The following is a 22,116-nucleotide window of genomic DNA, read 5'->3' as shown; positions in this document are numbered from 1 at the left end:
TCCTGCTCTTTAGCTGCATTATTCTTATATGGGACCTCACTTAATCAGAGATATGATGATAGAGGAACGGCTTGCGGATTTCGTCTCAGGCATTTCTTATGAATCCATAGACGGGGCGGATCTGCATATACTGAAGAGAAACCTCCTTGATTCGTATGCGGGAATCTGTGCCTCTCTCAGGGATACGGTGATGCTGGAGAAATTCGATAAGCTGGCCTCTTTCGTGCCTGACGGGAATGGAATGGATGTCTGGGGCGTGGGCAGGAAGGCAGCGGTTCCTGATGCGGTATTCATGAACACGATCCTTGCCCGGAGAAGCGATCTGCTCGATACGTATCTTTCCCCCGGGAATATGGGGGGGAATCATCCGTCCGATAACGTTGCTCTCGTCCTGTGCATGGCAGATTGGCTCGGGAAAAGCGGGAAGGACCTGCTGGGATATACCTATGCCTCGTTCATTCTCTCGTGCGCATTTTCGGATTACTATAATCCCGAGCCGTCGGGCTACGATCATGACGCACAGGCTGTTCTTTACGTCCCTGTGATTATCGGGTATATTCTTGGTCTTGATAAGGCGCAGCTCACTGAAGTTCAGCGGATTGCAGGTGTCTTTGGGCTCGATATCAACCAGACTGCAGTGGGTGAGGTGACCGACTGGAAGCACTGCACCTATGCATCCTGTGCCATGAGGGGGACTCATATCGCAGGAATGGCCCTCGCGGGTTTTGAGGGTGCCAAAGAGATCTACGAAGGTGATGCGGGTGTCAACCGGTTCTTTCCTCATAGTAAGGAGATGCTCCCTAAACTTCCGGATCTCGGTTCGATTGTCTTCAAGAGATGGCCGGCGCTTGTATTCTGCCAGACACCGATCGATGTCGCGATAGATCTTTCCGGCGAGATCGGCAGTCCAGGGGATATCGATCGTATCGAGGTGCAGACATACGGGCAGGCGATCAGGAACGCGGCGACCGAAGGGGCGTTCAATCCGGTATCGCGTGCAGGAAGGACCCATTCGATCCCCTACTGCGTGGCGGCCGCACTGGTCATGAAAACGATCGAGTACTCGTGTTTTGACGATGATTTCGCAGAGAAGGAGACTGAAGTCGGCAGTCTCATGAAGAAAGTCCGGGTCGTTGAGAATGCCGGGATGAACGGGAAGTATCCTGACGGAGCACCGTGCAGTATTACGGTCCGTATGAATGACGGAACGACTTTCTCAGGGAACAGGGATTTTCCTAAAGGCGATCCTCACGATCCGCTCAGCGATAAGGAACTCGAAGAGAAGGCACGGTTGAATATTGCCTGTGTCATGGATGATAAAACCGCAGACGGGATCATCGGCCGGATATGGAATATCGAGTCCGAAGAGAGGATCGACTGGCTCGTTGCACCCCTTAAACGCAGAATGACAGGAGGAAAGGGGAAATGAAAACTGAATTCGAAGAGCTTGAGGCTCAGGCCGAAGAATACATGGAGATCTGCGGAAGAGCTGAGAATGTCTTCGCGATAAACCCGGAGAAAGCCGCTCTTGTTATTATCGACATGCAAAACTTCGTCTGCTCTCCTAAAGACGGGAGGAGGCTTGAGGGCCTTGATTCGGTTATTGAAAGCATAAACGCCCTTGCGGAAAACTGCAGGAGCAGTAATGTCCCGGTGATTTGGCTGAGGCATAATTTTGAAAGGGATAATGGAGGAGATAATGCCGGTTTGTATCCTCTCTTCCACAGGCGGCCGATCTCCGCCGGGATGTTCAATGAAGGCCCTGATACGGAAATATATGAGGGAATGAACTTTGACCCGGAAAGAGATATTACTGTCTTCAAGAACAGGTACAGCGCCTTCGCGCCAGGTTCATCCAGTCTGAAGGAAGTACTGAGCGGGCTTGGCACAGAACAGTTATGGATCTGCGGGGTTGCGACTAACGTGTGTGTCGAATGCACAGCCCGCGATGCCATGCAGTCCGGTTTCGAAACGATCCTGATATCGGATGCGACCGCTTCTTCTTTCGAACTGATTCATAAAATCACGCTTCTGAACTTCAGGCTGTTCTTCGGGGACGTGAGAAGCATGAAAGGTTTATTATCCGTCCTGCCCAAGAAAGGAAACTAAAGAGCCGGACGGAGAGTCATCATGATAGAGACGCGAGAGAAATTTGAGGAGTACCTGAAAAATTTTAATTCGGGCAATTTCAGTGAATTTGTAAAAAAATATTATGCCGATGATGCCATATTCGAAAAGACCGGCTATACGATCCACGGGGCGGACAACCTTGCCGACCACTTCGCCAATGCCTTAAGTTCGGTTGTGAAGGAGGAGATTACCCTGATCAATTATATGGAAAAAGACGGCCTCGTATCGGTCGAATTACAGATCCTCCTTACGGCCATAAAGGACGGTTTCTATATCCGGGACAGGAAGAAAGGGGAGAAGGAAACCTTCTACGATGCCGGTTTCTATACCGTGAAAAACGACAAGATTGCTCATGCGAGGGTCTACAGGCGTTTCTGCGACGAAAACACCATGGACCTTTTGAAGATGTATTCGCAATAATTTTCGGAAGGTTGGAGATTTTTGAAAGGAGGATGAGCTTCGAAAATCTTCCTTCTTTGCGAGTTATATTTTCTTAGAATGTTATATTCGAGTGAGGGGGAGGTCTCCCCCTCCCTCTGACCCTCCCCCTCATGGCGATAGGTTGCAAAAGGGATGGACGAGCATCCCTTTTGCTCCTGAATGTCCCTTGAATTTTTAGATCTTAGGAATTCAATCATTAATAAATCTTCAAACCGCGTTCTTTTCCCGGTCACGAGGCCGGGTTTATCACGAAAGCGCAAGCCCTGAGGTCAGGGTGTGCTCGCGAAGAGGATGCGGAGCGGACTGCGCAAGGATTGCCTTTCTCTCTCAAACCGTTTAGGGCATAAATGGATTGAAAAATCGATTTAAATCAAAATGTTATTAATGCACTAAATTTATCATCAATAGTTATAACAAATGTTCAGAAAAATCAGGAAAAAAGTTTATGATAATCTCGAATTAACTGAAGATTCAGGAAGATTTGCGATATTTTTGAATATTTTCATAATTGTATTAATAATTTTGAGTGTTTTATCGCTAATAATTGGAAGTATTCCTGCGTTAGCAAATTATGAAATTTTTATTGTAATTGAATTGCTTTCAATAGTTGTTTTTACAATAGAATATATCCTGAGATTTTGGTCATGCGTAGAAGATAAAAAATATCATAATCCTTTTACAGGAAGGTTAAGATATGCAACCACACCCCTTGCAATAATCGATTTACTGGCGATAATACCTTTTTATCTCCCCTTCATCTTCCCAATCGATTTATTATTTTTAAGAGTACTGAGACTTTTCAGAATTTTCCGAGTATTTAAACTTGCAAGATACACACAATCTTTTGCAATATTGTCCAGAGTTTTGAAAAAAGAGAAAGAATCTTTAGTTATCACTTTTTTCCTTTTGATAGTTACCTTGATTATTTCATCTTCATTGATGTATTATGCCGAGAAGGACGTTCAGCCTGAAGTGTTTGGATCCATTCCTAATTCAATGTGGTGGGCGGTTGCTTCTTTGACAACAGTGGGGTACGGTGATGTATATCCTGTGACCGCAATGGGCAGATTTATGGCTGGATTTATTGTACTTCTTGGAATTGGTTTTGTGGCTCTGCCTACGGCAATAATGTCGTCTGGCTATATCAATGAATTAAAAAGGACAAATTCTGAATCAATGGCCAATACAATAACTGATTTGGAAAGAATTACATCTTTAAAAGAGAAGGGAACTCTAAATCCGGATGAATTTGATGATTTGAAAAATAGGATATTAAATAACTAGCACTTTGAAGAATCATATCATAAGAAAAGCAATGGGCCCGGTGCGACTCGAACGCACGACCTCCCGGTTATCAGCCGGGTGCACCACCGACTATGCTACGGGCCCTTTAGTAGTGCCTAAATAAATTGTTTTCATTGGTTTTTATAGGTTGTGGATTTTGTTTGGCGAAGCGGATATTCATCAACAGCTTAAATGCCATCCGGATACAAAAATATCAAACAATTATGGCTGTCAGATATATGCTTGGAAACGAGGCGATCGCACACGCCTGCGTTGAGGCCGGCATCGATTTTGCATCCGGCTATCCGGGGACGCCATCGTCCGAGGTCGTCGATACCCTGAGACGGCAGAAAGTCCGTGATTTCTATATCGAATGGTCTGTAAACGAGAAGGTTGCGTTCGAGAATGCGCTCGGTGCGGCGTGGACCGGCGTCCGTTCTCTCGTGACGATGAAGCATGTCGGGCTGAACGTCGCCGCAGACCCGCTCATGACCAGTGCATATACAGGGGTGAAGGGGGGATTCATCATCCTCTCCGCCGACGACCCATATGCGCACAGTTCGCAGAACGAGCAGGACTCGAGGGTTTATGCACATTTCGCACGAATTCCGTGTCTCGACCCGGCCGGAGTGCAGGAAGCGCATGATATGATGGCCGCCGCATTCTCACTCTCTGAGGAGTTCTCGCTTCCTGTTCTTTTCAGGCCGACGACGAGAGTATGTCACTCGAAGAGCGATGTCGAGCTTGGTGAACCGGCTGATGACCGCCGCAAGGGGATCTTCGAAAAGGACCCGAAGCAGTATGTCGTAATTCCGGCCCATACCCGTATTCTTCATAAAAAGCTCAACGAGAAGCAGGCCGCCCTCGCGAAAAGACTCGTCGAACTCGGGTTCAACAGGTACGAGATAAAGGGAAAGACCGGGATTATCACGAGCGGAATCGCATCGGAATACGTAAACGAGATCGTGCCCGGGGATGTCTCGGTCGCAAAGATCGGTGCGTACCCGATAGACGAGGAATGGCTCGCCGGATTCGTATCGAAGCATGAGACAATCCTTGTCGTTGAGGAATGCGCCCCGGTGGTCGAGGAGGTCGTCCGCCAGGTTGCATGCGGAACAGTTGTCCACGGCAAGAAGGACGGTTGTGTCCCGTACGAAGGAGAACTCGATCCTGCATCGACAGCCGCAGCGTTCGAAAAGGCCGGAATACCATATAACGGAGAATTCCCTGAAGACATCTCTCCCGCAGAGGGGCTCCCGCCCCGCCCGCCGATTCTCTGTGCTGGATGCGGCCACCGTGCGACATTCTACGCGATGAAGAAGGTCTTCGGAAACAAGGGGATATATCCCTCCGATATCGGGTGCTACACGCTCGGGCTCCAGCTCGGTGCCGTCGACACCACGATATGCATGGGCGCCTCGATTACGATCGGAAGCGGAATCTCGAACGCGGGCGATGAAAACCCGGTAGTATGCACGATCGGAGATTCCACCTTCCTCCATACCGGAATCCAGGGTCTTATCAACGCAGCCTACAACGGCGCCAACATGACAGTGGTAATACTCGACAACAGGATCACCGCGATGACAGGCCACCAGCCAAACCCGAATACGGGTGTAACGGCGATGGGAGATCCTTCGCCGGCGATCTCGCTCGAGGCCCTATGCAGGACCTGCGGTGTCTCGTTCGTCGAGACGATAGATCCATACGACTATGTCACTATGATCGAGACATTCAAAAGAGCGAAGGAGACTGCTGGCGTCAAGGTCATTATCTCCAGGCAGCCGTGCGTCATCGATGCAAGACGCAGGGGAATTAAAAGGAAGCATTACTTCGTCGATACCGAGACCTGCACGGGCTGCGGAGTCTGCGTCAAATATGGCTGCCCTGCGATCGAGTTCATAGACGGGAAGGCGTCGATTAATTCCCTATGCTCCGGATGCGGAGTGTGTGCGGATATCTGTCCCCAGGGAGCGATAAGACCGGAGGTGAAGAGATGACCGGAAGTTACGATCTCCTGATAGTCGGCGTAGGAGGCCAGGGAACGATCCTTGCATCCAATATAATCGGGGAGGCCTGCCTTTCAGAGGGCAGAACGGTCCGTTCGGCTGAGACGCACGGCATGTCGCAGAGAGGTGGATCGGTTGAGACCCATATCAGGATCGACGGAAAATACGGCCCGCTGATCTCTCCCGGAACGGCAGACCTGATAATCTCATTCGATCTGCTTGAGGCGGTGAGGTACAGCCATTTCCTGAAGAAAGGAGGGGTCATAGTCTCGGGTAAAGACATCGTGGTTCCCACATCGACATTCCAGCAGGGCCTTGAAGTTCCTTCCCGTGAATCGCTTGAAGAGATGCTTTCCGGGACAGAATGCTACATAATCGACGCCGTTTCGGCCGCGCTTGAAGCCGGGAATATGCTCTCGCAAAATATAGTCATGCTTGGTGCCGCATCGCACCCTCTCCCTGTAAAACCCGGGTCGCTTCTTGAGGTGGTCAAAAAACTGGTTCCGCCCAAAACAGTTGAAATAAATTCAAAAGCCTTTGAGATCGGGGTCAGGGAAGGAAAAAAACAGCCTTGATTTACCCTCTCCGGCAATTCTTTTTCCTTTTATAACAATCAGCGATTGCTTTATATTATGTATGAAACCTAATGGAAATTGGTAATGAATGAGAGTATTATATATAAAGGCGCCATTCTTTCAGCCGTAAGCTTAGCCGTCGGCGGAATAATAATCGCGGCGATGATTATGGGATACAGCTATGAATATTTCAATATTATTTTGGCAATAATCTCCGTCCTTATCGTTGTCGGGATCGTAATCATAATGTACGGAACTTCAAAGATCAAAGAAGAGCAGGAAGAGTCGGGTGAATAGGACGGCTCTCAGGCTCTGCCTGGCACAGGCCGAATCCGCGTGGGAAAACCCGGAATCAAGCCTGAAAAAGGCATCTGTTTTTGCTGAACGTGCATCCCGCGAGGGTGCGGCGATAATTTGTTTTCCCGAACAGTTTGCGACCGGCTGGGACCCTGCTTCATCGTCATTTGCCGAAGATGAAGGCGGCCCCGTATCAGGTGCATACAGTGATATCGCGGCGGAATCCGGTATAGGTGTTCTCGGGAGTTTCAGGGAGAGGAACAGTGACGGCTTTCGGAATACGGCGGTTTTCTTCGACGAACACGGTAAGGTTCTTTCGAAATATTCAAAGATACATCTCTTCTCCCCGGCAGGCGAGGACAAATGCTATAATTCGGGCTCTTCACCGTCGGTGTTTGAATACAAGGGTATCCGGTTCGGTATCGCGATATGCTATGACCTGAGGTTCCCGGAACTCTTCCTCAGGTACAGGAATCTCGGCGCCGAATGCATACTTGTGCCCGCGGCGTGGCCTTGCATCAGACTCTCACACTGGGACCTCTTCCTCCGGACAAGAGCTGTCGAGAACAGGTACTATCTGGCGGGCATCAATACGACCGGCAGAACCCCGGTGGACGAGTACTGCGGTGGTTCGATGGTTGTATCCCCTTCCGGAGATATTATTGCAGCAGGCCCGGTGAAGGAGGAAGGCCTTCTCTACGCGGATATAGATCCCATAAATTCGGAAAAATTACCCGGCCCCGATACACTTTCGGACCGCAGAGATGATCTTTACAAGTCCTGGATGCAGAACTCTTAGAGATCATAAAGGATGAAGGGGGAAAAACACGTATTCTACACGCTCCTATCGGCAGGAATCCTGCTGTCCCCCGTAGTCTCCATCGAAAATATTCCATTTATAATCGTGTTCCTCGTTGCGGCATTCGTCGGGTCGCTTGCACCGGACGCCGACTCCGCCGACTCTTCGATCATGCACGGGATACCCGGGGGAAACGGCACGGTAAGGGTGGTCCGTCGGCATACCGTTCTCATCCTCCCGTTCTTCGGATATCTTATACGCTACCTGATCTATTTCCCTCTCTCGGCGCTGTTATGGATAATAACTCTCGGGAAGGTGAAGCCGAAGCACAGGGGGCTTCTGCACTCCCTCTTCGGGACATTCTTCATGTCTGCAATACTTACGGCGATGCTCCTGATTATCCTGTACCTGCTGTCGGCACCGGATTATTCGCAATATGCACTTTTGTTCGGTGCAGGGATGTTCTTCGGTGCGTTCATGCACCTCGTCGAAGATTCGTGTTCTAAGAGCGGTGTCTACTGGTTCTTCCCTTTTTCGGATAAAAAAGTCGGCGGGACCCTGCTTTCAAGAGGGAAGAGAAACCTCCTGATAACGGCAGTCCTCGGAATCGGTTTCGCTGCTGTATATGTCAAAGACTTCACAGCCACTTTCCCACCTCAAATGCCTTTTGCAGCCCCTTTGATCGTTCTCATCTTTGCCTGGGCGATCATCCTCAAAATGACCGGGGCGAAGTGGAGCTGATTCGTATTCCTGCCCTTGCCGGGGCTGATGTCCACTACATATAACATCTCAGGGGACAGAAACTTTTAATCATGTTTCGTCTTGTCTGTATAAACTGCGGTGCAGAATACAACCAGAACGAGGTAATTTACCGCTGTGGCAAGTGCGGACACCTTCTTGCGGTCGAATACGATTTCGACACGATAGATGTCTCGCGCCGGGAATGGGACTCGCGCCCGCTGAAGCTCTGGCGCTATAAGGAACTACTGCCTGTTAGCAGGGAGCCTGTCACACTCCAGGAGGGCGGAACTCCGCTCTATCACCTGAAAACAATAGGCGAAGAACTCGGGTTAAAAGAGCTCTATGCCAAGCACGAGGGAATGAACCCGTCCGGTTCGTTCAAGGACCGCGGAATGACTGTCGGGGTCTCGATGGCGCTCCAGCTCGGGATGAAGACCGTCGCCTGCGCAAGCACAGGGAATACATCGGCAAGCCTTGCACAGTATGCGGCAAAGGCCGGCATACCGTCAGTCGTCCTCCTTCCTGCTGGAAAGGTTGCGCTCGGAAAAGTTGCTCAGGCGCTTATGCACGGTGCAAAGGTCATCGCAATACGCGGCAACTTCGACAGGGCACTCGAGATGGTCCATGACCTCTGCATCAAGGAAGGTCTCTATCTTCTCAATTCGGTCAACCCATACCGTCTCGAAGGCCAGAAGACCATCGGTTTCGAGGCCATAGACCAGCTCGGAGGAGTTCCGGACAGGATGGTTCTTCCGGTAGGAAACGCAGGCAACATATCTGCGGTTCACAAGGGTCTTGGGGAGCTCATAAAGCTTGGATTCATCGACTCGATGCCGATGATGACCGGTGTCCAGGCCGAAGGTTCGAGGCCGGTTGCAGATGCGATCTCGAAGAAGCTTCCGGAAGTCATACCTGACAAGAATCCTGAGACCATCGCAACGGCCATAAGGATCGGTGCGCCCGTAAATGCCGAAAAGGCCCTTCGTGCGATAAGGGAGACAGGCGGAACCGCTCTTTCGGTTACTGACGACGAGATTCTTGCGATGCAGAGGGATCTCGCAAGAAAGGAAGGTGTAGGTGTGGAGCCCGCATCTGCCGCTTCCGTTGCCGGTATTAAGAAGATGGCCGAGGAAGGTCTTTTGGATAAGGACGAGAGAATAGTCTGTGTAGTAACGGGTCACCTTTTAAAGGACCCGGAGACGGTGATCAGGCAATGCGAACCCCCGACAGAGATAGACGCGGATCTCGAATCCTTGCTCTCTGTGCTGCGTTAATCCTTCTCGCAGCTTTTTTTTATCCTGCATCTGCTCTTGATGCGGATTATTACGTTGCGGAAAACGGCAGCCTCTTTCATGCCGAAGTCGCCATTCAGGGAGCTGAGGCGTATGAGTTTACGGAACCCGGTTACCTGGGCGAGAAAGTTTCTGTGGATGTCACAAATATCTCGCTTTCCGGGGAGTCGGGTGAAGATGCCGAATTTGAGGAGGGATGGCATTCGATCTCCTTTGAGAAAGGCAACTATACGGTCGGGTACGACCAGGCCTTCAGTAACAATGATTTCAATGTCCTGCTGGATTCATCCTATAACATCACGCTGTATCTTCCGGATAAATACTCGGTATCCAATCCGCTTCTCGGGATGGTGTCCACGGGCGGTTCGGTAAATAAGAGCGGAAATTTCACCGAAATCTCGTGGAAGATGAAAAAATATGCGGAAGCAAGATTCTATGACGATTTCCAGGAGAAGATGCTGTTTGCATTCGGGTCGTTCTGGCTGGCTCTTGTACTCATATTCCTGATACCGTATCTCCAGTCAAGAAGGAAAAAAGATCAATAAAAATACAATTTTTCATAAACCGCATATTGATTTCAGGCTTTAAGAGAATTTTTTCGTGAAATCCTGCTTAAAATGCGGTTGAATCAGGGTGGATTCCGCTTAGAGATCACCAGTCTTTGTTATTATCGACCCTTTCCACATCGTCCGGGATCTTATCCAGATCCCCCGAATCTGCATTATCAGGAGTCTGTGTCGGGGTGCTGCCATAAAGTTCGTCCAGGAAAAGCGTTTCGCCCGGGTCAAGTGCCGTGCACCCTCCTGAAAGAACAGTTGCTGTCATAACAAATGCCACCAGTACCAGGAAGAATACCTTCTTCATACGAATACTGATGGTTCAGATTTGATTTAAGCAATTCGGAAATACCAAACAAGAGATTTGCCCGGAGACTATTTCTTCCTGTAGATGTTCAGGCCGATCTTGATCTCTTCATTGTCCGGTATCGAAACATTCCCTTCTGTCGATGCGATTGTGATTGACTTTCCTGACTTCGACTCTCCGAAATCCTTTGAGATGTCAACCTTAATCGTGAGAATGCTTCCTTCAAGTTTCATATCAACGTTTTTCATAAAAAAGGATCTGTAGTTCCTGTTATTTAGATTATGACAAAAAATGTCAGGGATCGATTAATGGTGATGTTCCTGGTGCCCGCCTGTCTCTTCCCATGTCTCAAGGCCGTTTTTCGCCCGGTAGTCATTGATAGCCTTGTGGATCGCCTCTTCGGCCAGCACGGAGCAGTGAAGTTTCTGGGGCGGGAGGCCTTCGAGAGCCTCTGCAACGGCCTTGTTGGACAGATCCCACGCCTCCTTAACGGTCTTTCCCTTTATCATCTCGGTTGCCATACTGCTGGAGGCAATTGCAGCTCCGCACCCGAACGTCTGGAACTTCACATCCTCGATGGTGTCATTCCTGACCTTTATGTAGATCTTCATAATATCCCCGCACTGGGGATTTCCTACCTCTCCAATTCCGTCGGCATCCTCGATCGTTCCCTGGTTCCTGGGATTTTCAAAGTGGTCCATTACCTTATCGCTGTACATTTTTCATTCTCCCTTTCTCAGCTGTTCCTCAGTTCAGGCGGTGTCAGCGGAGACATGTTCCGCAGTTTCTGCACTACCTCGCGGATATTTTGCACGACATATTCAATATCATCTTCGGTGGTATCGTGCCCGAGCGTAAGCCTCAGCGAGCCGTGGATTGTCTCGTGGGGCAGGCCGCATGCCATAAGGACATGGGAGGGATCAAGTGATTTCGAACTGCACGCACTGCCTGTGGATGCACATATTCCTCTGCGGTTGAGCATAAGCAGAATTGATTCCCCCTCTATATACTCAAAGACGACATTCACATTGTTCGGGAGCCTGATCTCCGGATGGCCATTCAGGTGACTCTTCGGGATTTCAAGGAGTTTTTGAATCAGCACATCGCGAAGAGAAGAGATCCTCCCGGACTCTTCTTCCATCTCTGCTGCTGAAAGTTCGATGGCTTTTCCCAGCCCTACGATTCCGGGGACATTCTCTGTGCCGGCCCTCCTGTGCCTCTCCTGTGCGCCGCCGTGCATAAGCGGATCGATCTTCACCCTTTTGCCGATATAGAGTGCACCTGTTCCTTTCGGCCCCCTGAATTTATGTCCCGACAACGAGAGCATGTCGATATTCATCTCGTTGACATCGAGAGGGATATGACCTGCGGCCTGAACAGCGTCGGTGTGGAAAAGAACGCCCTTTTCACGTGCAATCTTCCCGATCTCCGCAATCGGCATGATAGTCCCGATCTCGTTGTTGGCCGTCATTATCGTGATCAGGATGGTCTTATCGGTAATTGCGTCTCTGACATCGCCGGGGCTGACCATGCCGTAGCTGTCCACCGGGAGGTAAGTTACCTCGAATCCCTGTTTTTCCAGCCATTCGGTTGTATGGAGAACTGCGTGATGCTCCACCTGCGAGGTTATGATATGATTGCCTTTGTCCCTGTTGGCAAATGCAACGCCTTTGATCGCCCAGTTGTCAGCCTCGGTTCCGCCGGATGTGAAATAGATCTCCTTCGGCAATGCACCAATCGCGGATGCAACCTGTGATCTTGCTGTCTCTACTGCTTCAGCAGATAATTCCGCAATGCTGTAAAGGGATGACGGATTTCCGAAATTATCCGACATATAGGGTATCATGGCATCGACCACCTCCTTCCTGGTGGGAGTGGTTGCTGCATTGTCCATGTATATGAATCTCTTTTCCTCGGTCATATCGATCTTTCTGTTAAAGTCCTGCACAGAATCTCGATCTGAGACAAAAAGAAATTATCCGATCGGTCCTCTCCCTCTGCTCTCAATGCCGGAAGTAATATGCGGTGGGAGCGGTCAAGTTATTCCATTGTCCCTGATATCATGGATTCGTTCGATGAAAAGATAAGAAAGCTGAAAGAAGTCATCAATTCGGCCGGGAGTCTCCTTGTATCCTATTCGGGAGGTGTAGACAGCACCGTCCTTGCCGTAGCCGCAAATGAGGTTCTTCCCGCCCGGATGTCATGCGCACTCATAGACTCGCCGCTTGTCTCCCGTTCGGAGATAAGAGAGGCACTGGAGCTTGCCGAGTCGCTTTCATTGCCATGCTCCGTCATAAAATCAGATGTTTTTGAGGATACGGAGTTCCGGGAGAACGGAAGGGATCGCTGTTACATATGCAAAAAGAAGATGTCCGGTCTTCTCCTCCGGGAAGCAGAGATGCTTGGTTTGGAGCATGTAGCCGACGGGAGCAACATCTCGGATCTCGCAAAGTTCAGGCCCGGGTTCCAGGCATCGGAGGAGGCAGGAATCATCCATCCGTTCATTGAAGCCGGGATGGATAAAGAGGATATCCGGAAACTTGCAAGGATCTATGGGCTTCCGGTCAGTGAAAAGCCGTCTTACTCCTGTCTTGCATCGCGGATACCTTACGGAGACCAGCTCGAAGAGGAAATCCTCGGGGAGATCGAAGCCTCGGAGGATTTTATAAGTTCCCTTGGCGTGGGGCAGGTACGGGTGAGGAAACATGGTGGCATAGCCAGGATTGAAACTGATCCTGGTGATTTTGGATTGATAATTTCAAACAGTGATGAAATATCATCTTTCTTAAAACAGAACGGTTTTAAGTTCGTGACCCTCGATCTCGACGGTTTTGTCAGCGGAAGTCTGGACTAAAAAGAAATAGCCCGGTATAAAAAATCAGGTAGTTTTTGAAAGGGTGCGGTATCCTCCGGGAGGAACCTGAATTTCGAAGCATACTCCCGGATTGCTGTCGCCGGTCTCCTGGATGCTGATTCCGGTTATGGAAAGGATCTCTTTTGAGAGGAATAACCCAAGACCTGTATTCCTGCCGTATCCTCTCGTAAACAGGTTATTCCTGAAGGATGAAGATATCCCCTCTCCGTCGTCAGTGTATAATATTTTCAGTCCGCCTTCAGCCGCTTTTGCGGAGATATCGATCTTTGAAACATTGTCTCCGCCATGTCTCAGGGTGTTGTCGATTAAATTGAAGAAGACCTTCTCTACAAGGGGGTCTGCATAAATTTCAACATCGGTGTCGTGCTCTGATACCTTAATCTCTCCAAGAGAAGATCCGGAAGATGCTCTCCTGATCATCTGGTGGAGATTGTTCCATACCGGGGCTGATGCCCCCATATCCTCGTAATCCTTTGTAAAATCAATCTCTTTATTGATCATTCTGGCGATATTCATCTCTTTTTCAATGATCTCTTCCATTTTTTCAGGATTGTTTAGGGAATAATGGCTGAGATCGATATACCCTCCAAGTGCTGCCAGCTGATTTTTTATATCGTGCCTGGTAATTCCGGAAAGCAAAGCCAGTTTTTTGTTCGCACTAAGAAGAGCCTCTTCACTCCTCTTCAGTTCTTCAGTGATCTTCTGAAGTTCGTTTTTTTGGCTGGTCTGGTAGTAACTAACTAAAAATGCGCTATCCGCAATTACAAGTACAAGGAGAAAAGTAGTGGTCGTAAAAGCGAATTGCTGATCCGGCGACATAAGTACGGTTTTTGCCCATTCAACAGCAAGCATCCAGTATGGAAGCATAATAGCCAGGAGAATAATTGTAATTATTATTGCCTTTACCGGGGGAAATGAAAGATAATAAAAAATCTTTTTCTTCCATTGTATGCCGGAAAAATGACTTTTCATCAGTTTAATATTTATGCCCGATCAATTTTAATATTGATTGATGAATATGCCGAACCCCGGTCAGGGTGCTGCAGGACTGCCTCTGATCGGTAATCAGGGAGACATGAACAAAAAGGTTCCAAAATACCTTTACGCGGCTCTTTTTTTCCTGCTGGTCTGTGTTAATGCCCTGATTGCCAAATTTGTTGTATTCTCGTTTAATTTTGCCCCGGGCACGGCCTATCTTTACGTCAGCATAGCCTTTATGATAGTTTTTGCCCTCTGGTTCGGAATGTACGGGGCGGTTGCGGCATATGCCGGGTGTTTTATTGGTGCGGGGTTGTTAAGCGGGCTTCCTTTGGATTTGAACATCGTATGGTCGCTGACGGATTTTTGGGAGGCCCTCATTCCGCTTGTTGCATTCAGGACGTTTGGGTGTGACCCTGCGTTAAGGAACCGGCGGGATGTCATCGTGTTGCTGGTCTTCGGGGTTATTGTCAACAATATTGCGGGAGCTGTATGGGGGCCGGTTGCTCTTGCACTGGGCGGCCAGATCGCATGGGATTCCGTCTTCCTGGTAAGTTCGATATGGTTTCTTGGAAATTTCATATTGTGCCTATGTCTGGTTCCTTTCATCCTCCTGTTCTTCACACCTCTGGTGGAAAACCATGAGTTATACATAAGGAAATACTGGCATTAAAAAAGTCATTATAATAATTTTATCTGATTCTATTATCCGGCGACCAGTGCCCCCTTAAACATTATCACCCGCCATTCGGTCCCGTAGAGCCCTGCTGAATCCCAGTATGCGAGTTTCTTCACAGGACTCCCCCCATCACTGCTGCCGGTCGGATAATATGAATATGATCCGTACCCGCTGCTTTGTGTGGTAAATCTGACTCCAAGATTTCTCAGATTCGGGAAACTGCTGAATATATCATCGGTGAAGAGGTTTGCACCGACCTGCCGTTTATCCATATCATAGAGTATCAGGCCGTCGGTCTGCATCACTGTAAAAGTATTGCCCGATGTATTTTCTTCAGGGTTTATAATCCCGCCGAGAAGGCTGAAGGAGTCTATAACGGCTGCAACACCCCCGATGCTCTCTCCGTCTTTATCATATACAGGATGAACGATCTCAAAAACGTAGTAGCTGTCGTATTCAACGACTTCAGTCATTGCAGGTCCCTTCACCACAGATCCGGATAGATCCGGTAATCCAGGCAGGCTTATATTCAGCGACGAAATATTGTATGAGTCGGGAGTTACCTCTGCAATAGTCCCGCCCGGCGAGAATGAATAGAAAAGGACTGCATCAGGAGTTTCATTGAAAACATCATACAGGATCTTTTCTGCTTCTTCGCCTTTTATCCCGGTAGATAATCCGGCGGAAGCTTTCTCAACTTCACCTGCAATTGTATCAAGTCTCTCCTGGATAGCTGCAGTAACGGATGTCAGCTGGTCAGGCTCAGTACTATCTCCCTGCTGCTCAGGGAATATTGCACCGCTTGAAAAAAGAACGATCGCAACAGCGATCACAGCGACAAGGATTAATATGCGAATAATTCTTCCTTTCTCCATAACAGACACCAATCACCCTGGCTGACCGGATAACATGGAGAATATTTCTCGTCAATCCATTTAAATCATCAGGAAAACATAATACCGGTTAAGTCCGAAGAGTTGTTGTCTAAGGCTTGTGATAATATGAATGCAAAAATACAGTTTGCAATGTTAATCTTTGTAACTGTCTCTTCGCTGGCAATGGTGTCGCCTGTGGCCGCAGTACTTACCAATATCCATGAGGGAGACAGCGTGTTTATCGGGGAACAGGGTCTTGTTCTTGCCAGTGATGTCTTTTACAGTTCGGGAGGAGTGTCTGACGATCAGCTAGCATATTATAGCGGGAGCAATCCGGCAACCGGTTCTCCTGAATATGTGCTCACTCCTTCAAAGAATAGCTTCTATGTTGCCCCGTCAGTCTTCTCCAGCCGTTTAGGCCAGTGGTACTCATATCCTAACGGCTCGGCCAGCGGCTATGCTTCTATAAACGTCCTGCAGCCTTCACTTGATCTTCGCCTGTGGGCATATCGCTCGGGCGGTGAGAGTTTTGATATAACTAATGGAAAGATTGTCAAAGGCGAAGCCCTTGATTTCAGGATCGATTCAAACCTGTATCCGATATTCCAGAGGGCTGGTGTAACATCCGGTGACGACGGGATATATGTCAAGGTTAGAAATCAGGTCGGTGCAACTCTCACCGCATTAATTAACTGCAATGGGGCGTCGGTAAGCATAGTGAACGTTCATCCGACGGAACAGCAGTATTTCCTTCCATCCGGAACGCTTACATGCGTATGGGATACCGGAAACAGCCAGTATAGTGCAGGAAGCTATACTGTGTGGGCCGAGTGCAATGTCAACGGAATGAAGGACAACCTGGGATCGATTGAAGGGGAGACTATCACCCCGGCTCTAAGTTCGCTGAAATCGACTTCCACGCCCACACCTACGGCAACTACTTCAACAAAATCATCGACTCCGACAACAACAAAGACCCCTACGCCGACCCCTACCGCAACTTCAGTTGTGACGCCGGTTGCAACCACCTCGGCTCCAACGCCCGTGGAGACTGCTGTTACGCCTGTTCAGACGGAAGAGACCAGAACAAGCACAACAACGGCAACCGCGAATCCGGCAGAACTTCCCCAAACTTCGCTCCCGGTTATGTTAATTATGATGTCGGTGGTATTTGCCGCGATTATGATTTTTATGGCCTCAAAAAAGGAATAAAATAAATTAATCTCTTTTTGCAATTAGTATAGCCGCCCCAACTGCGAGAACAGCCAGTGCCGGTGCAAGAGGAGATTCCTGCGGGTTTTGTTCATTTTCTATCATCTTTTCTGCATAACGCTTGTTTGCCCAGACTATGCTGTTATAAGGGTCAATTTCAAGAGCCGCATTGCAGACCTCAAGCTCTTCATCATATCTTCCGAGATATTCAAGAGCATTTCCCTTATTGATGTATCCCTCGATTACTGTCGGACTCAGTTCGATTGCTTTATCCGACGCTTCGATCGACTCTTCGTATCGTCCCAGAAGTATCAGTGCCGTACCCTTGTTGATGTATGCATTAACATAGTCGGCATTATCAGGATCGATCTCTATTGCTGCATTGGCTGCTTCAAGAGCCTCGTCATATCTTTCGAGTGCGAGCAGTGCGTTTGATTTACCTATCCATCCCCACGCCTGTTCGGGCTGGATTTCTGTTGCCGTATCAGCCGCTTCAAGGGCTCCGGTGAAATCGCCCATCACATACAGGATCCCGGATTTAGTTGCGTATCCAAGCGCAAAGTCAGCATTTTCAGCCAGCGATTCGTTGATCGCTTCGAGCGCAGCTTCGTAGTCCCCGGAGTTTGCGAGGTCGACTGCGTTGTTATATTGATCGATGTAACCGGTATCAGTTATCTGAAGCGCTGACGTATTATCTTCAGCGCATGCAGGGGATGTGAAGAATGCCGCGATCAGAAATACAGCGAATATCAATAATATTTTTTTCATGTTTCCCTCAGGATGATTGATTATCCAGTACTATTGTAGGTCAGTAAAAAAAGTTGTTGTGGTGATGTTGGGGGATTTTTTATTTCGGAGTGATGTCTATTCCGTATTTTTCAGCGTTTTTATCGGCTATTGCCTGGATCTTGGCAATTTCTTCGGGATTCGGTTCGGGTTTGAAGAGATGCCTGAACCTCTTTTGCGCCTTTAGATATTCGTCGACCGGGACACGCTTCACCTTTTTGGCCTTCGTGACTGCGCCGTCCTCCATCTCGAAGTTAACCCAGAGCCCCGAGTCGATGGCGGCTTTTCCGATCTCCATCGTCCTCGATCCGTCAAAGCCCCACCCGGTGCAGCACGGTGCATGCACCTGGACATAGCAGGGGCCTTTTGTGTTGATTGCTTTCTCGATCTTCTTCATCAGGTCCCCGGGATATGCAACAGACGCCGTCGCAACATACGGTGCTCCGTGTGCGGCGAGAATTGCAGGCATGTCCTTTTTGGGCCTGCTGTTTCCTGTTGACTGCTTTCCTGCCGGGCTGGTGGTAGTCGAGGCATCGTATGGCGTGGCGCCTGACCTCTGGATGCCTGTGTTCATGTATGCCTCGTTGTCGTAGCAGATGTAGGTGATGTCATGTCCTCTCTCGAACGCTCCGCTGATACAGAGAACTCCGATATCGAAGGTCGCACCGTCTCCTGCAATCACCACGACCTTCTCATCGCGTCCCTGCATCTTGATCGATGACTCTATTCCCGATGCAACGGCGGCGGAGTTCTGGAAGAGGGAATGGATCCACGGGGTCTTCCACGCGGTCTCGGGATAAGGCGTGGAGAATACCTCCATGCATCCTGTCGAGGCGACTACGATGGTGTTTTCGCCTGCCGCTTTCATGATAAGCCGTGCAGCAAGTGCGGGTCCGCACCCTCCGCAGGCCCTGTGCCCGGGTTCGAAGAGTTCGGGTTTATTGTCTGCCATCAGAGCACCTCCTCGCGAAGTCCGAAGAAGCAGTCGTCTTTGCCTTTTTCGGCCCATTCCGTAATCATCTTTATATCTTTCTTCCTGATGTCGCGGCCGCCGAGACCTCCGACATACGAATGAACCGGTATTCCTGACGAGTACACTGCATCCTTTACCTCAAGACCTACCGCACCGAGCATCCTTGATCCGATGTTGAGGTTCTTTTCGAGCACGGCGACATTCGACACACCTGCAAGGGCTTTCTTTACGTCTTCGGCCGGGAACGGGCGGAAAGACCTGAGCTTCAGGAGCCCTACCTTCTTTCCGTCGTCTCTCATCTCGTCGACTGCGTCTTTTATCGTTCCGCAGACTGAACCGAGTGCCACTATGGCTGTATCTGCATCGTCAAGCCTGTAGCTTTCTACAAGGCCGGAGTAGTCGCGCCCGAACATTTCTCCGAATTCGGCACCGGCCTCTCTCAGGACTTTATCTGCCCTTGTCATTGCGGCATTGATCTCGTACCTGAACTCCTGGTAGTAGTCGGGTGTTGCATACATTCCGAACGATATCGGATCCTTTGCATCCAGCCGCTGGTACGGTTTGAATGCAGGAAGATATGCATCGACTTCCTCCTGCGTGGGGATATCTACCGGTTCGAAAGTATGCGTGAGGATAAAGCCGTCGAAGCACACGAACGCCGGAAGGAGAACATCATAGTTTTCCGCAGCCTTGTATGCAATGAAATGGAGATCTGTTGCCTCCTGTGCGTCTTCTGCATATAACTGCATCCAGCCGGAATCCCTGAGGAATATTGAGTCCTGCTGATCGTTCCATATGCTCAGGGGAGCACCGAGAGAACGGTTGGCGATTGTCATTACAATCGGAAGCCTCATTCCCGCGACATTGAATACGACCTCTGTCATAAAGGCGAGGCCCTGCGATGTCGTTGCTGAATAGACCCTTGAACCTGCAGCAGAGGCGCCGAGGCATGACGATAAGGCGGAAAATTCACTCTCAACACAGATATAATCCGCATTCAGGTCTCCGTCGGCCACCATCTCGGCGAGCCTTTCGACTATATGAGTCTGTGGGGTAATCGGGTAGGCTGATACAACCTGGGGCCTGCTCATTTTTACGGCCTCTGCGACTGCGTGTGAGCCTTCCATTATCTGAAGCATTATTTCTCCTCCTTTTTCATCGTGATTGCCTCTTTGGGGCATTCTTCGGCGCACAGGCCGCAGCCCTTGCAGAAATCGTAGTCGACATCCGGGTATCCTTCTTCATCTTCGCCGATACAGACCTCGGGGCAGATCATCATGCAGGTTCCGCATTTGTTGCATTTGTCGTTGTCGAACTCGGGCCTGAATGTTCTCCACGAACCTGTTTTGTTGTCCCTTGCATTTCCGGGCCTAGCGGAACAGCCTACGTTGAGCGGCATACTCAGGTGCCTCCTTTTACGATATCATATGCCTTTCTGGCTGCTGCAATATTCTTGTCTGCAAGCACTCCCGGGAATCTCTCGCGGAGAGATTCTTCAAGGGCGTCGAACTCGATCTCTCCTGTTGCCGCTGCGAATGCGCCCATGAGAGTTGTGTTCTCGATAGGAAGACCAAGTGTCTCCAGCGCGATCGATGTCGCGTTGATCTTTACCACTTTAACTCCTTCCGGTACTCCGCCATCGATCTCCTTTTCCGTATTGATTATTGCTATTCCGCCTTCTTTCATTCCGCTGAAGACGTTCACATCGCCGATTAATGTGCTGTCCTGGACGATGATGTAATCCGGTTCATAGATCTGGCTCCTAAGCCTGATCTTCTTATCATCAAAACGGACAAATGCCTGCACCGGAGCTCCTCTTCTTTCAACTCCAAATGCGGGAAAGGCCTGTGAGTAGATATTACTCTTGAAGGCCGCTGTAGCAATGAGTTCGGCAGCGGTGACCGAACCTTGTCCGCCTCTTCCGTGTATACGAAGTTCTCTCAAAAAAATCCCCAATAAATTTTACATGATTAATAATAAAAATATTCGTATCCTTTTCATTCTCTTTATTTTTTTGAAAAAGAAATAAAAATTGATTCCCTTTTGAATTTTGTACAGGTTGACGGACGGTCTTTTTTTCGGGAATGATCTCAGGATATTATCTGTCGTGATAGTATAAACGCAAATGTGGCCCGGATGGGATTTTTCAGTATTTTTTGTGCCGTAAAGCGCATTGGATCTGTCCCTTTTCTACATTTATTGCATCAGCGCCTCTATGCAGAATTGCCGGCAGATACACATTTTTTTTTACAAAACTTTTTTTAGAATAATGGGGATTTAAGAGTAATGGAACTGCATGCTATGAAATGCGATCCCAATCCCGGCCGCCTTTCACCACTGACAAGAAAGGAGGTCCTTGAATACATCAGGGCGGTTCCGGGCTGGGAGGTCAGGGACGGGAGGATTTTCAGGATTTATGATCTTGGAAACTTCCAGAAATGCGAGGAGTTCTTCATCGAAATTGCAGATCTTTCAAAGAGGGAGGGTCATTATCCTGATGTCCGTATCTATCAGGGGAAATATGTTGAGGTGAGTTTCTATACTTATCCGGTCGGCAGCCTGACTATCAATGATTTCATAATGGCTGCGAAGATGAATTTCAAAGAGAGGTTTAAAAAAGGGAAATAATAATTAATTTATTTTATATGCCCGGGAAAATGGACCGGATCTGTTTTTCAAGCGCTTCCTTCGGGTATGCGCCGGTGATTCTGTTTATCAGTTTTCCTTCGGAGAAAAAAAGCAGGGTAGGTATTGCAGATATGGCGAATGCCGCCGCAATATTCTGATTTTCATCGACATTGCACTTTCCGAATGCGATTTTTCCAGAAAATTCATTTGAAAATTCTTCGATGACGGGTGCAACTCTCAGGCACGGGCCGCACCATTCGGCCCACACATCAAGAACTGAAAACCTGTTTTCTGATATAAATGCGCGAAAATTCAGTTCGTCCACAACATTTACCCCGGGATTTCTTTTTTTTCCGATCTTGTTCATTATTTCTGCCTTCCTTTGTTCCCTGAGCTTTTGGATATCATCGTCCGCATTGTCGCTTCCTGACATAGTACTCAGTTTTGTCGCTTATTCAATATTTATTATATATCCCGGATGCATGGATAAATTCCCTCAATAATGAATAATCTGCCAGATGTAGATATCAAAACATATATCAGCAATAATGCCAGAGGTTTATAGCACAATAGCGAGGTGGGGTAGTCAGGAAATCCCGGCGGGCTCATAACCCGTAGATCAATGGTTCAAATCCATTCCTCGCTACTATTATTCTGTTATTTTTTTTGTTCCGTTTC

The 22,116-nt window shown here is 48.8% G+C and carries 27 protein-coding genes and 2 tRNA genes; 16 read left to right on the top strand and 13 right to left on the bottom strand.

The window, feature by feature from the left end:
- Positions 1 to 52 precede the first annotated feature (52 nt).
- The 4 genes from METPAY_RS04270 (at position 53) to METPAY_RS04255 (ending at position 3,855) form a co-directional block, all read left to right on the top strand.
- Complete coding sequence (locus METPAY_RS04270; protein WP_084600698.1) at positions 53 to 1,429, top strand: MmgE/PrpD family protein; 1,377 nt, start codon at positions 53 to 55, stop codon at positions 1,427 to 1,429.
- A complete protein-coding gene (locus tag METPAY_RS14065; RefSeq protein WP_052418651.1) occupies positions 1,426 to 2,109 on the top strand; it encodes a cysteine hydrolase family protein in 684 nt (227 codons plus the stop codon). The genes METPAY_RS04270 and METPAY_RS14065 overlap by 4 nt, the downstream gene beginning before the upstream one ends.
- Before the next feature lie 21 nt (positions 2,110 to 2,130).
- On the top strand, positions 2,131 to 2,550 hold the full coding sequence (locus tag METPAY_RS04260; RefSeq protein ID WP_048149432.1) for a nuclear transport factor 2 family protein: 420 nt from the start codon (positions 2,131 to 2,133) through the stop codon (positions 2,548 to 2,550).
- A 438-nt stretch (positions 2,551 to 2,988) separates the two neighbouring features.
- Positions 2,989 to 3,855 (top strand): ion transporter, encoded by an 867-nt coding sequence (locus tag METPAY_RS04255; protein WP_048149430.1) that lies wholly within the window; start codon positions 2,989 to 2,991, stop codon positions 3,853 to 3,855.
- 32 nt (positions 3,856 to 3,887) lie between these two features.
- On the opposite strand, the gene METPAY_RS04250 is transcribed toward METPAY_RS04255, so the two are convergent.
- Positions 3,888 to 3,960, bottom strand: a tRNA-Ile gene (locus METPAY_RS04250).
- Between the two features lie 119 nt (positions 3,961 to 4,079).
- Between METPAY_RS04250 and iorA the strand changes: the two genes are divergently transcribed.
- The 7 genes from iorA to METPAY_RS04215 all read left to right on the top strand — a co-directional run bounded on the left by iorA (position 4,080) and on the right by METPAY_RS04215 (position 10,113).
- The gene (iorA, locus tag METPAY_RS04245) at positions 4,080 to 5,855 is read left to right on the top strand and encodes an indolepyruvate ferredoxin oxidoreductase subunit alpha (protein ID WP_048149428.1); all 1,776 of its coding nucleotides are present in this window, start codon (positions 4,080 to 4,082) and stop codon (positions 5,853 to 5,855) included.
- Positions 5,852 to 6,439, top strand: a complete 588-nt coding sequence (locus METPAY_RS04240) for an indolepyruvate oxidoreductase subunit beta (RefSeq protein ID WP_048149426.1) — start codon at positions 5,852 to 5,854, stop codon at positions 6,437 to 6,439. The genes iorA and METPAY_RS04240 overlap by 4 nt, the downstream gene beginning before the upstream one ends.
- Before the next feature lie 84 nt (positions 6,440 to 6,523).
- Complete coding sequence (locus METPAY_RS04235) at positions 6,524 to 6,736, top strand: hypothetical protein (RefSeq protein ID WP_013330597.1); 213 nt, start codon at positions 6,524 to 6,526, stop codon at positions 6,734 to 6,736.
- On the top strand, positions 6,729 to 7,535 hold the full coding sequence (locus METPAY_RS04230) for a nitrilase-related carbon-nitrogen hydrolase (protein WP_048149424.1): 807 nt from the start codon (positions 6,729 to 6,731) through the stop codon (positions 7,533 to 7,535). The genes METPAY_RS04235 and METPAY_RS04230 overlap by 8 nt, the downstream gene beginning before the upstream one ends.
- A 12-nt stretch (positions 7,536 to 7,547) precedes the next feature.
- On the top strand, positions 7,548 to 8,276 hold the full coding sequence (locus METPAY_RS04225) for a metal-dependent hydrolase (protein WP_048149422.1): 729 nt from the start codon (positions 7,548 to 7,550) through the stop codon (positions 8,274 to 8,276).
- A gap of 71 nt (positions 8,277 to 8,347) precedes the next feature.
- Positions 8,348 to 9,550, top strand: coding sequence for a threonine synthase (gene thrC, locus METPAY_RS04220; RefSeq protein ID WP_048149420.1), 1,203 nt, complete (start codon positions 8,348 to 8,350; stop codon positions 9,548 to 9,550).
- Positions 9,490 to 10,113 (top strand): hypothetical protein, encoded by a 624-nt coding sequence (locus METPAY_RS04215; protein ID WP_048149417.1) that lies wholly within the window; start codon positions 9,490 to 9,492, stop codon positions 10,111 to 10,113. The genes thrC and METPAY_RS04215 overlap by 61 nt, the downstream gene beginning before the upstream one ends.
- A 106-nt stretch (positions 10,114 to 10,219) precedes the next feature.
- Here the strand turns inward: METPAY_RS04215 and METPAY_RS04210 are convergent, their stop codons facing one another.
- The 4 genes from METPAY_RS04210 to nifS form a co-directional block, all read right to left on the bottom strand.
- Positions 10,220 to 10,432 carry a hypothetical protein gene (locus METPAY_RS04210; RefSeq protein WP_048149415.1) on the bottom strand — a complete coding sequence of 71 codons (213 nt, stop codon included), beginning with the start codon at positions 10,430 to 10,432 and terminating at the stop codon, positions 10,220 to 10,222.
- 68 nt (positions 10,433 to 10,500) lie between these two features.
- On the bottom strand, positions 10,501 to 10,680 hold the full coding sequence (locus METPAY_RS04205) for a hypothetical protein (RefSeq protein ID WP_048149413.1): 180 nt from the start codon (positions 10,678 to 10,680) through the stop codon (positions 10,501 to 10,503).
- 57 nt (positions 10,681 to 10,737) lie between these two features.
- A complete protein-coding gene (nifU, locus tag METPAY_RS04200; RefSeq protein WP_048149411.1) occupies positions 10,738 to 11,151 on the bottom strand; it encodes a Fe-S cluster assembly scaffold protein NifU in 414 nt (137 codons plus the stop codon).
- A 17-nt stretch (positions 11,152 to 11,168) separates the two neighbouring features.
- Complete coding sequence (gene nifS / locus METPAY_RS04195) at positions 11,169 to 12,353, bottom strand: cysteine desulfurase NifS (RefSeq protein WP_048149943.1); 1,185 nt, start codon at positions 12,351 to 12,353, stop codon at positions 11,169 to 11,171.
- A 99-nt stretch (positions 12,354 to 12,452) separates the two neighbouring features.
- On the opposite strand from nifS, the gene larE reads away from it, so the two are divergent.
- Positions 12,453 to 13,286, top strand: a complete 834-nt coding sequence (gene larE, locus METPAY_RS04190) for an ATP-dependent sacrificial sulfur transferase LarE (RefSeq protein WP_084600681.1) — start codon at positions 12,453 to 12,455, stop codon at positions 13,284 to 13,286.
- A 24-nt stretch (positions 13,287 to 13,310) separates the two neighbouring features.
- On the opposite strand, the gene METPAY_RS04185 is transcribed toward larE, so the two are convergent.
- The gene (locus tag METPAY_RS04185; protein WP_052418650.1) at positions 13,311 to 14,279 is read right to left on the bottom strand and encodes a sensor histidine kinase; all 969 of its coding nucleotides are present in this window, start codon (positions 14,277 to 14,279) and stop codon (positions 13,311 to 13,313) included.
- 40 nt (positions 14,280 to 14,319) lie between these two features.
- Between METPAY_RS04185 and METPAY_RS04180 the strand changes: the two genes are divergently transcribed.
- Positions 14,320 to 14,958, top strand: a complete 639-nt coding sequence (locus tag METPAY_RS04180) for an MASE1 domain-containing protein (RefSeq protein WP_048149410.1) — start codon at positions 14,320 to 14,322, stop codon at positions 14,956 to 14,958.
- Between the two features lie 32 nt (positions 14,959 to 14,990).
- Here the strand turns inward: METPAY_RS04180 and METPAY_RS04175 are convergent, their stop codons facing one another.
- Positions 14,991 to 15,839 (bottom strand): cache domain-containing protein, encoded by an 849-nt coding sequence (locus METPAY_RS04175; protein WP_048149408.1) that lies wholly within the window; start codon positions 15,837 to 15,839, stop codon positions 14,991 to 14,993.
- A 126-nt stretch (positions 15,840 to 15,965) separates the two neighbouring features.
- Here METPAY_RS04175 and METPAY_RS04170 point away from each other — a divergent pair, with 126 nt between their 5' ends.
- Complete coding sequence (locus METPAY_RS04170) at positions 15,966 to 17,051, top strand: DUF3821 domain-containing protein (protein ID WP_245611520.1); 1,086 nt, start codon at positions 15,966 to 15,968, stop codon at positions 17,049 to 17,051.
- 6 nt (positions 17,052 to 17,057) lie between these two features.
- Here METPAY_RS04170 and METPAY_RS04165 read toward each other — a convergent pair whose 3' ends face one another.
- From METPAY_RS04165 to METPAY_RS04145, 5 genes are all read right to left on the bottom strand, one after another.
- Positions 17,058 to 17,819 carry a tetratricopeptide repeat protein gene (locus METPAY_RS04165; RefSeq protein ID WP_048149406.1) on the bottom strand — a complete coding sequence of 254 codons (762 nt, stop codon included), beginning with the start codon at positions 17,817 to 17,819 and terminating at the stop codon, positions 17,058 to 17,060.
- Positions 17,820 to 17,898: 79 nt separating this feature from the next.
- Complete coding sequence (locus METPAY_RS04160; protein WP_048149403.1) at positions 17,899 to 18,789, bottom strand: thiamine pyrophosphate-dependent enzyme; 891 nt, start codon at positions 18,787 to 18,789, stop codon at positions 17,899 to 17,901.
- Positions 18,789 to 19,949 carry a pyruvate ferredoxin oxidoreductase gene (gene porA, locus METPAY_RS04155; RefSeq protein ID WP_048149402.1) on the bottom strand — a complete coding sequence of 387 codons (1,161 nt, stop codon included), beginning with the start codon at positions 19,947 to 19,949 and terminating at the stop codon, positions 18,789 to 18,791. Before porA ends, METPAY_RS04160 begins: the two co-directional genes overlap by 1 nt.
- On the bottom strand, positions 19,949 to 20,209 hold the full coding sequence (gene porD, locus METPAY_RS04150) for a pyruvate synthase subunit PorD (protein WP_048149401.1): 261 nt from the start codon (positions 20,207 to 20,209) through the stop codon (positions 19,949 to 19,951). Before porD ends, porA begins: the two co-directional genes overlap by 1 nt.
- A 2-nt stretch (positions 20,210 to 20,211) precedes the next feature.
- Positions 20,212 to 20,754 (bottom strand): pyruvate ferredoxin oxidoreductase subunit gamma, encoded by a 543-nt coding sequence (locus tag METPAY_RS04145; RefSeq protein WP_048149400.1) that lies wholly within the window; start codon positions 20,752 to 20,754, stop codon positions 20,212 to 20,214.
- A 342-nt stretch (positions 20,755 to 21,096) separates the two neighbouring features.
- Between METPAY_RS04145 and METPAY_RS04140 the strand changes: the two genes are divergently transcribed.
- Positions 21,097 to 21,438 carry a 4a-hydroxytetrahydrobiopterin dehydratase gene (locus tag METPAY_RS04140; RefSeq protein ID WP_048149398.1) on the top strand — a complete coding sequence of 114 codons (342 nt, stop codon included), beginning with the start codon at positions 21,097 to 21,099 and terminating at the stop codon, positions 21,436 to 21,438.
- Positions 21,439 to 21,451: 13 nt separating this feature from the next.
- On the opposite strand, the gene trxA is transcribed toward METPAY_RS04140, so the two are convergent.
- Positions 21,452 to 21,871: a thioredoxin gene (gene trxA / locus METPAY_RS04135; RefSeq protein ID WP_048149397.1), complete on the bottom strand. Its 420-nt coding sequence runs from the start codon at positions 21,869 to 21,871 to the stop codon at positions 21,452 to 21,454.
- A gap of 138 nt (positions 21,872 to 22,009) precedes the next feature.
- Between trxA and METPAY_RS04130 the strand changes: the two genes are divergently transcribed.
- Positions 22,010 to 22,084, top strand: a tRNA-Met gene (locus METPAY_RS04130).
- The last annotated feature ends 32 nt before the right edge of the window (positions 22,085 to 22,116 follow it).

This window comes from Methanolacinia paynteri, from assembly GCF_000784355.1.
Lineage (GTDB): Archaea > Halobacteriota > Methanomicrobia > Methanomicrobiales > Methanomicrobiaceae > Methanolacinia > Methanolacinia paynteri.
Note: the sequence above shows the minus strand (reverse complement) of the source record. Positions and strands in the feature narration are given on the sequence as shown.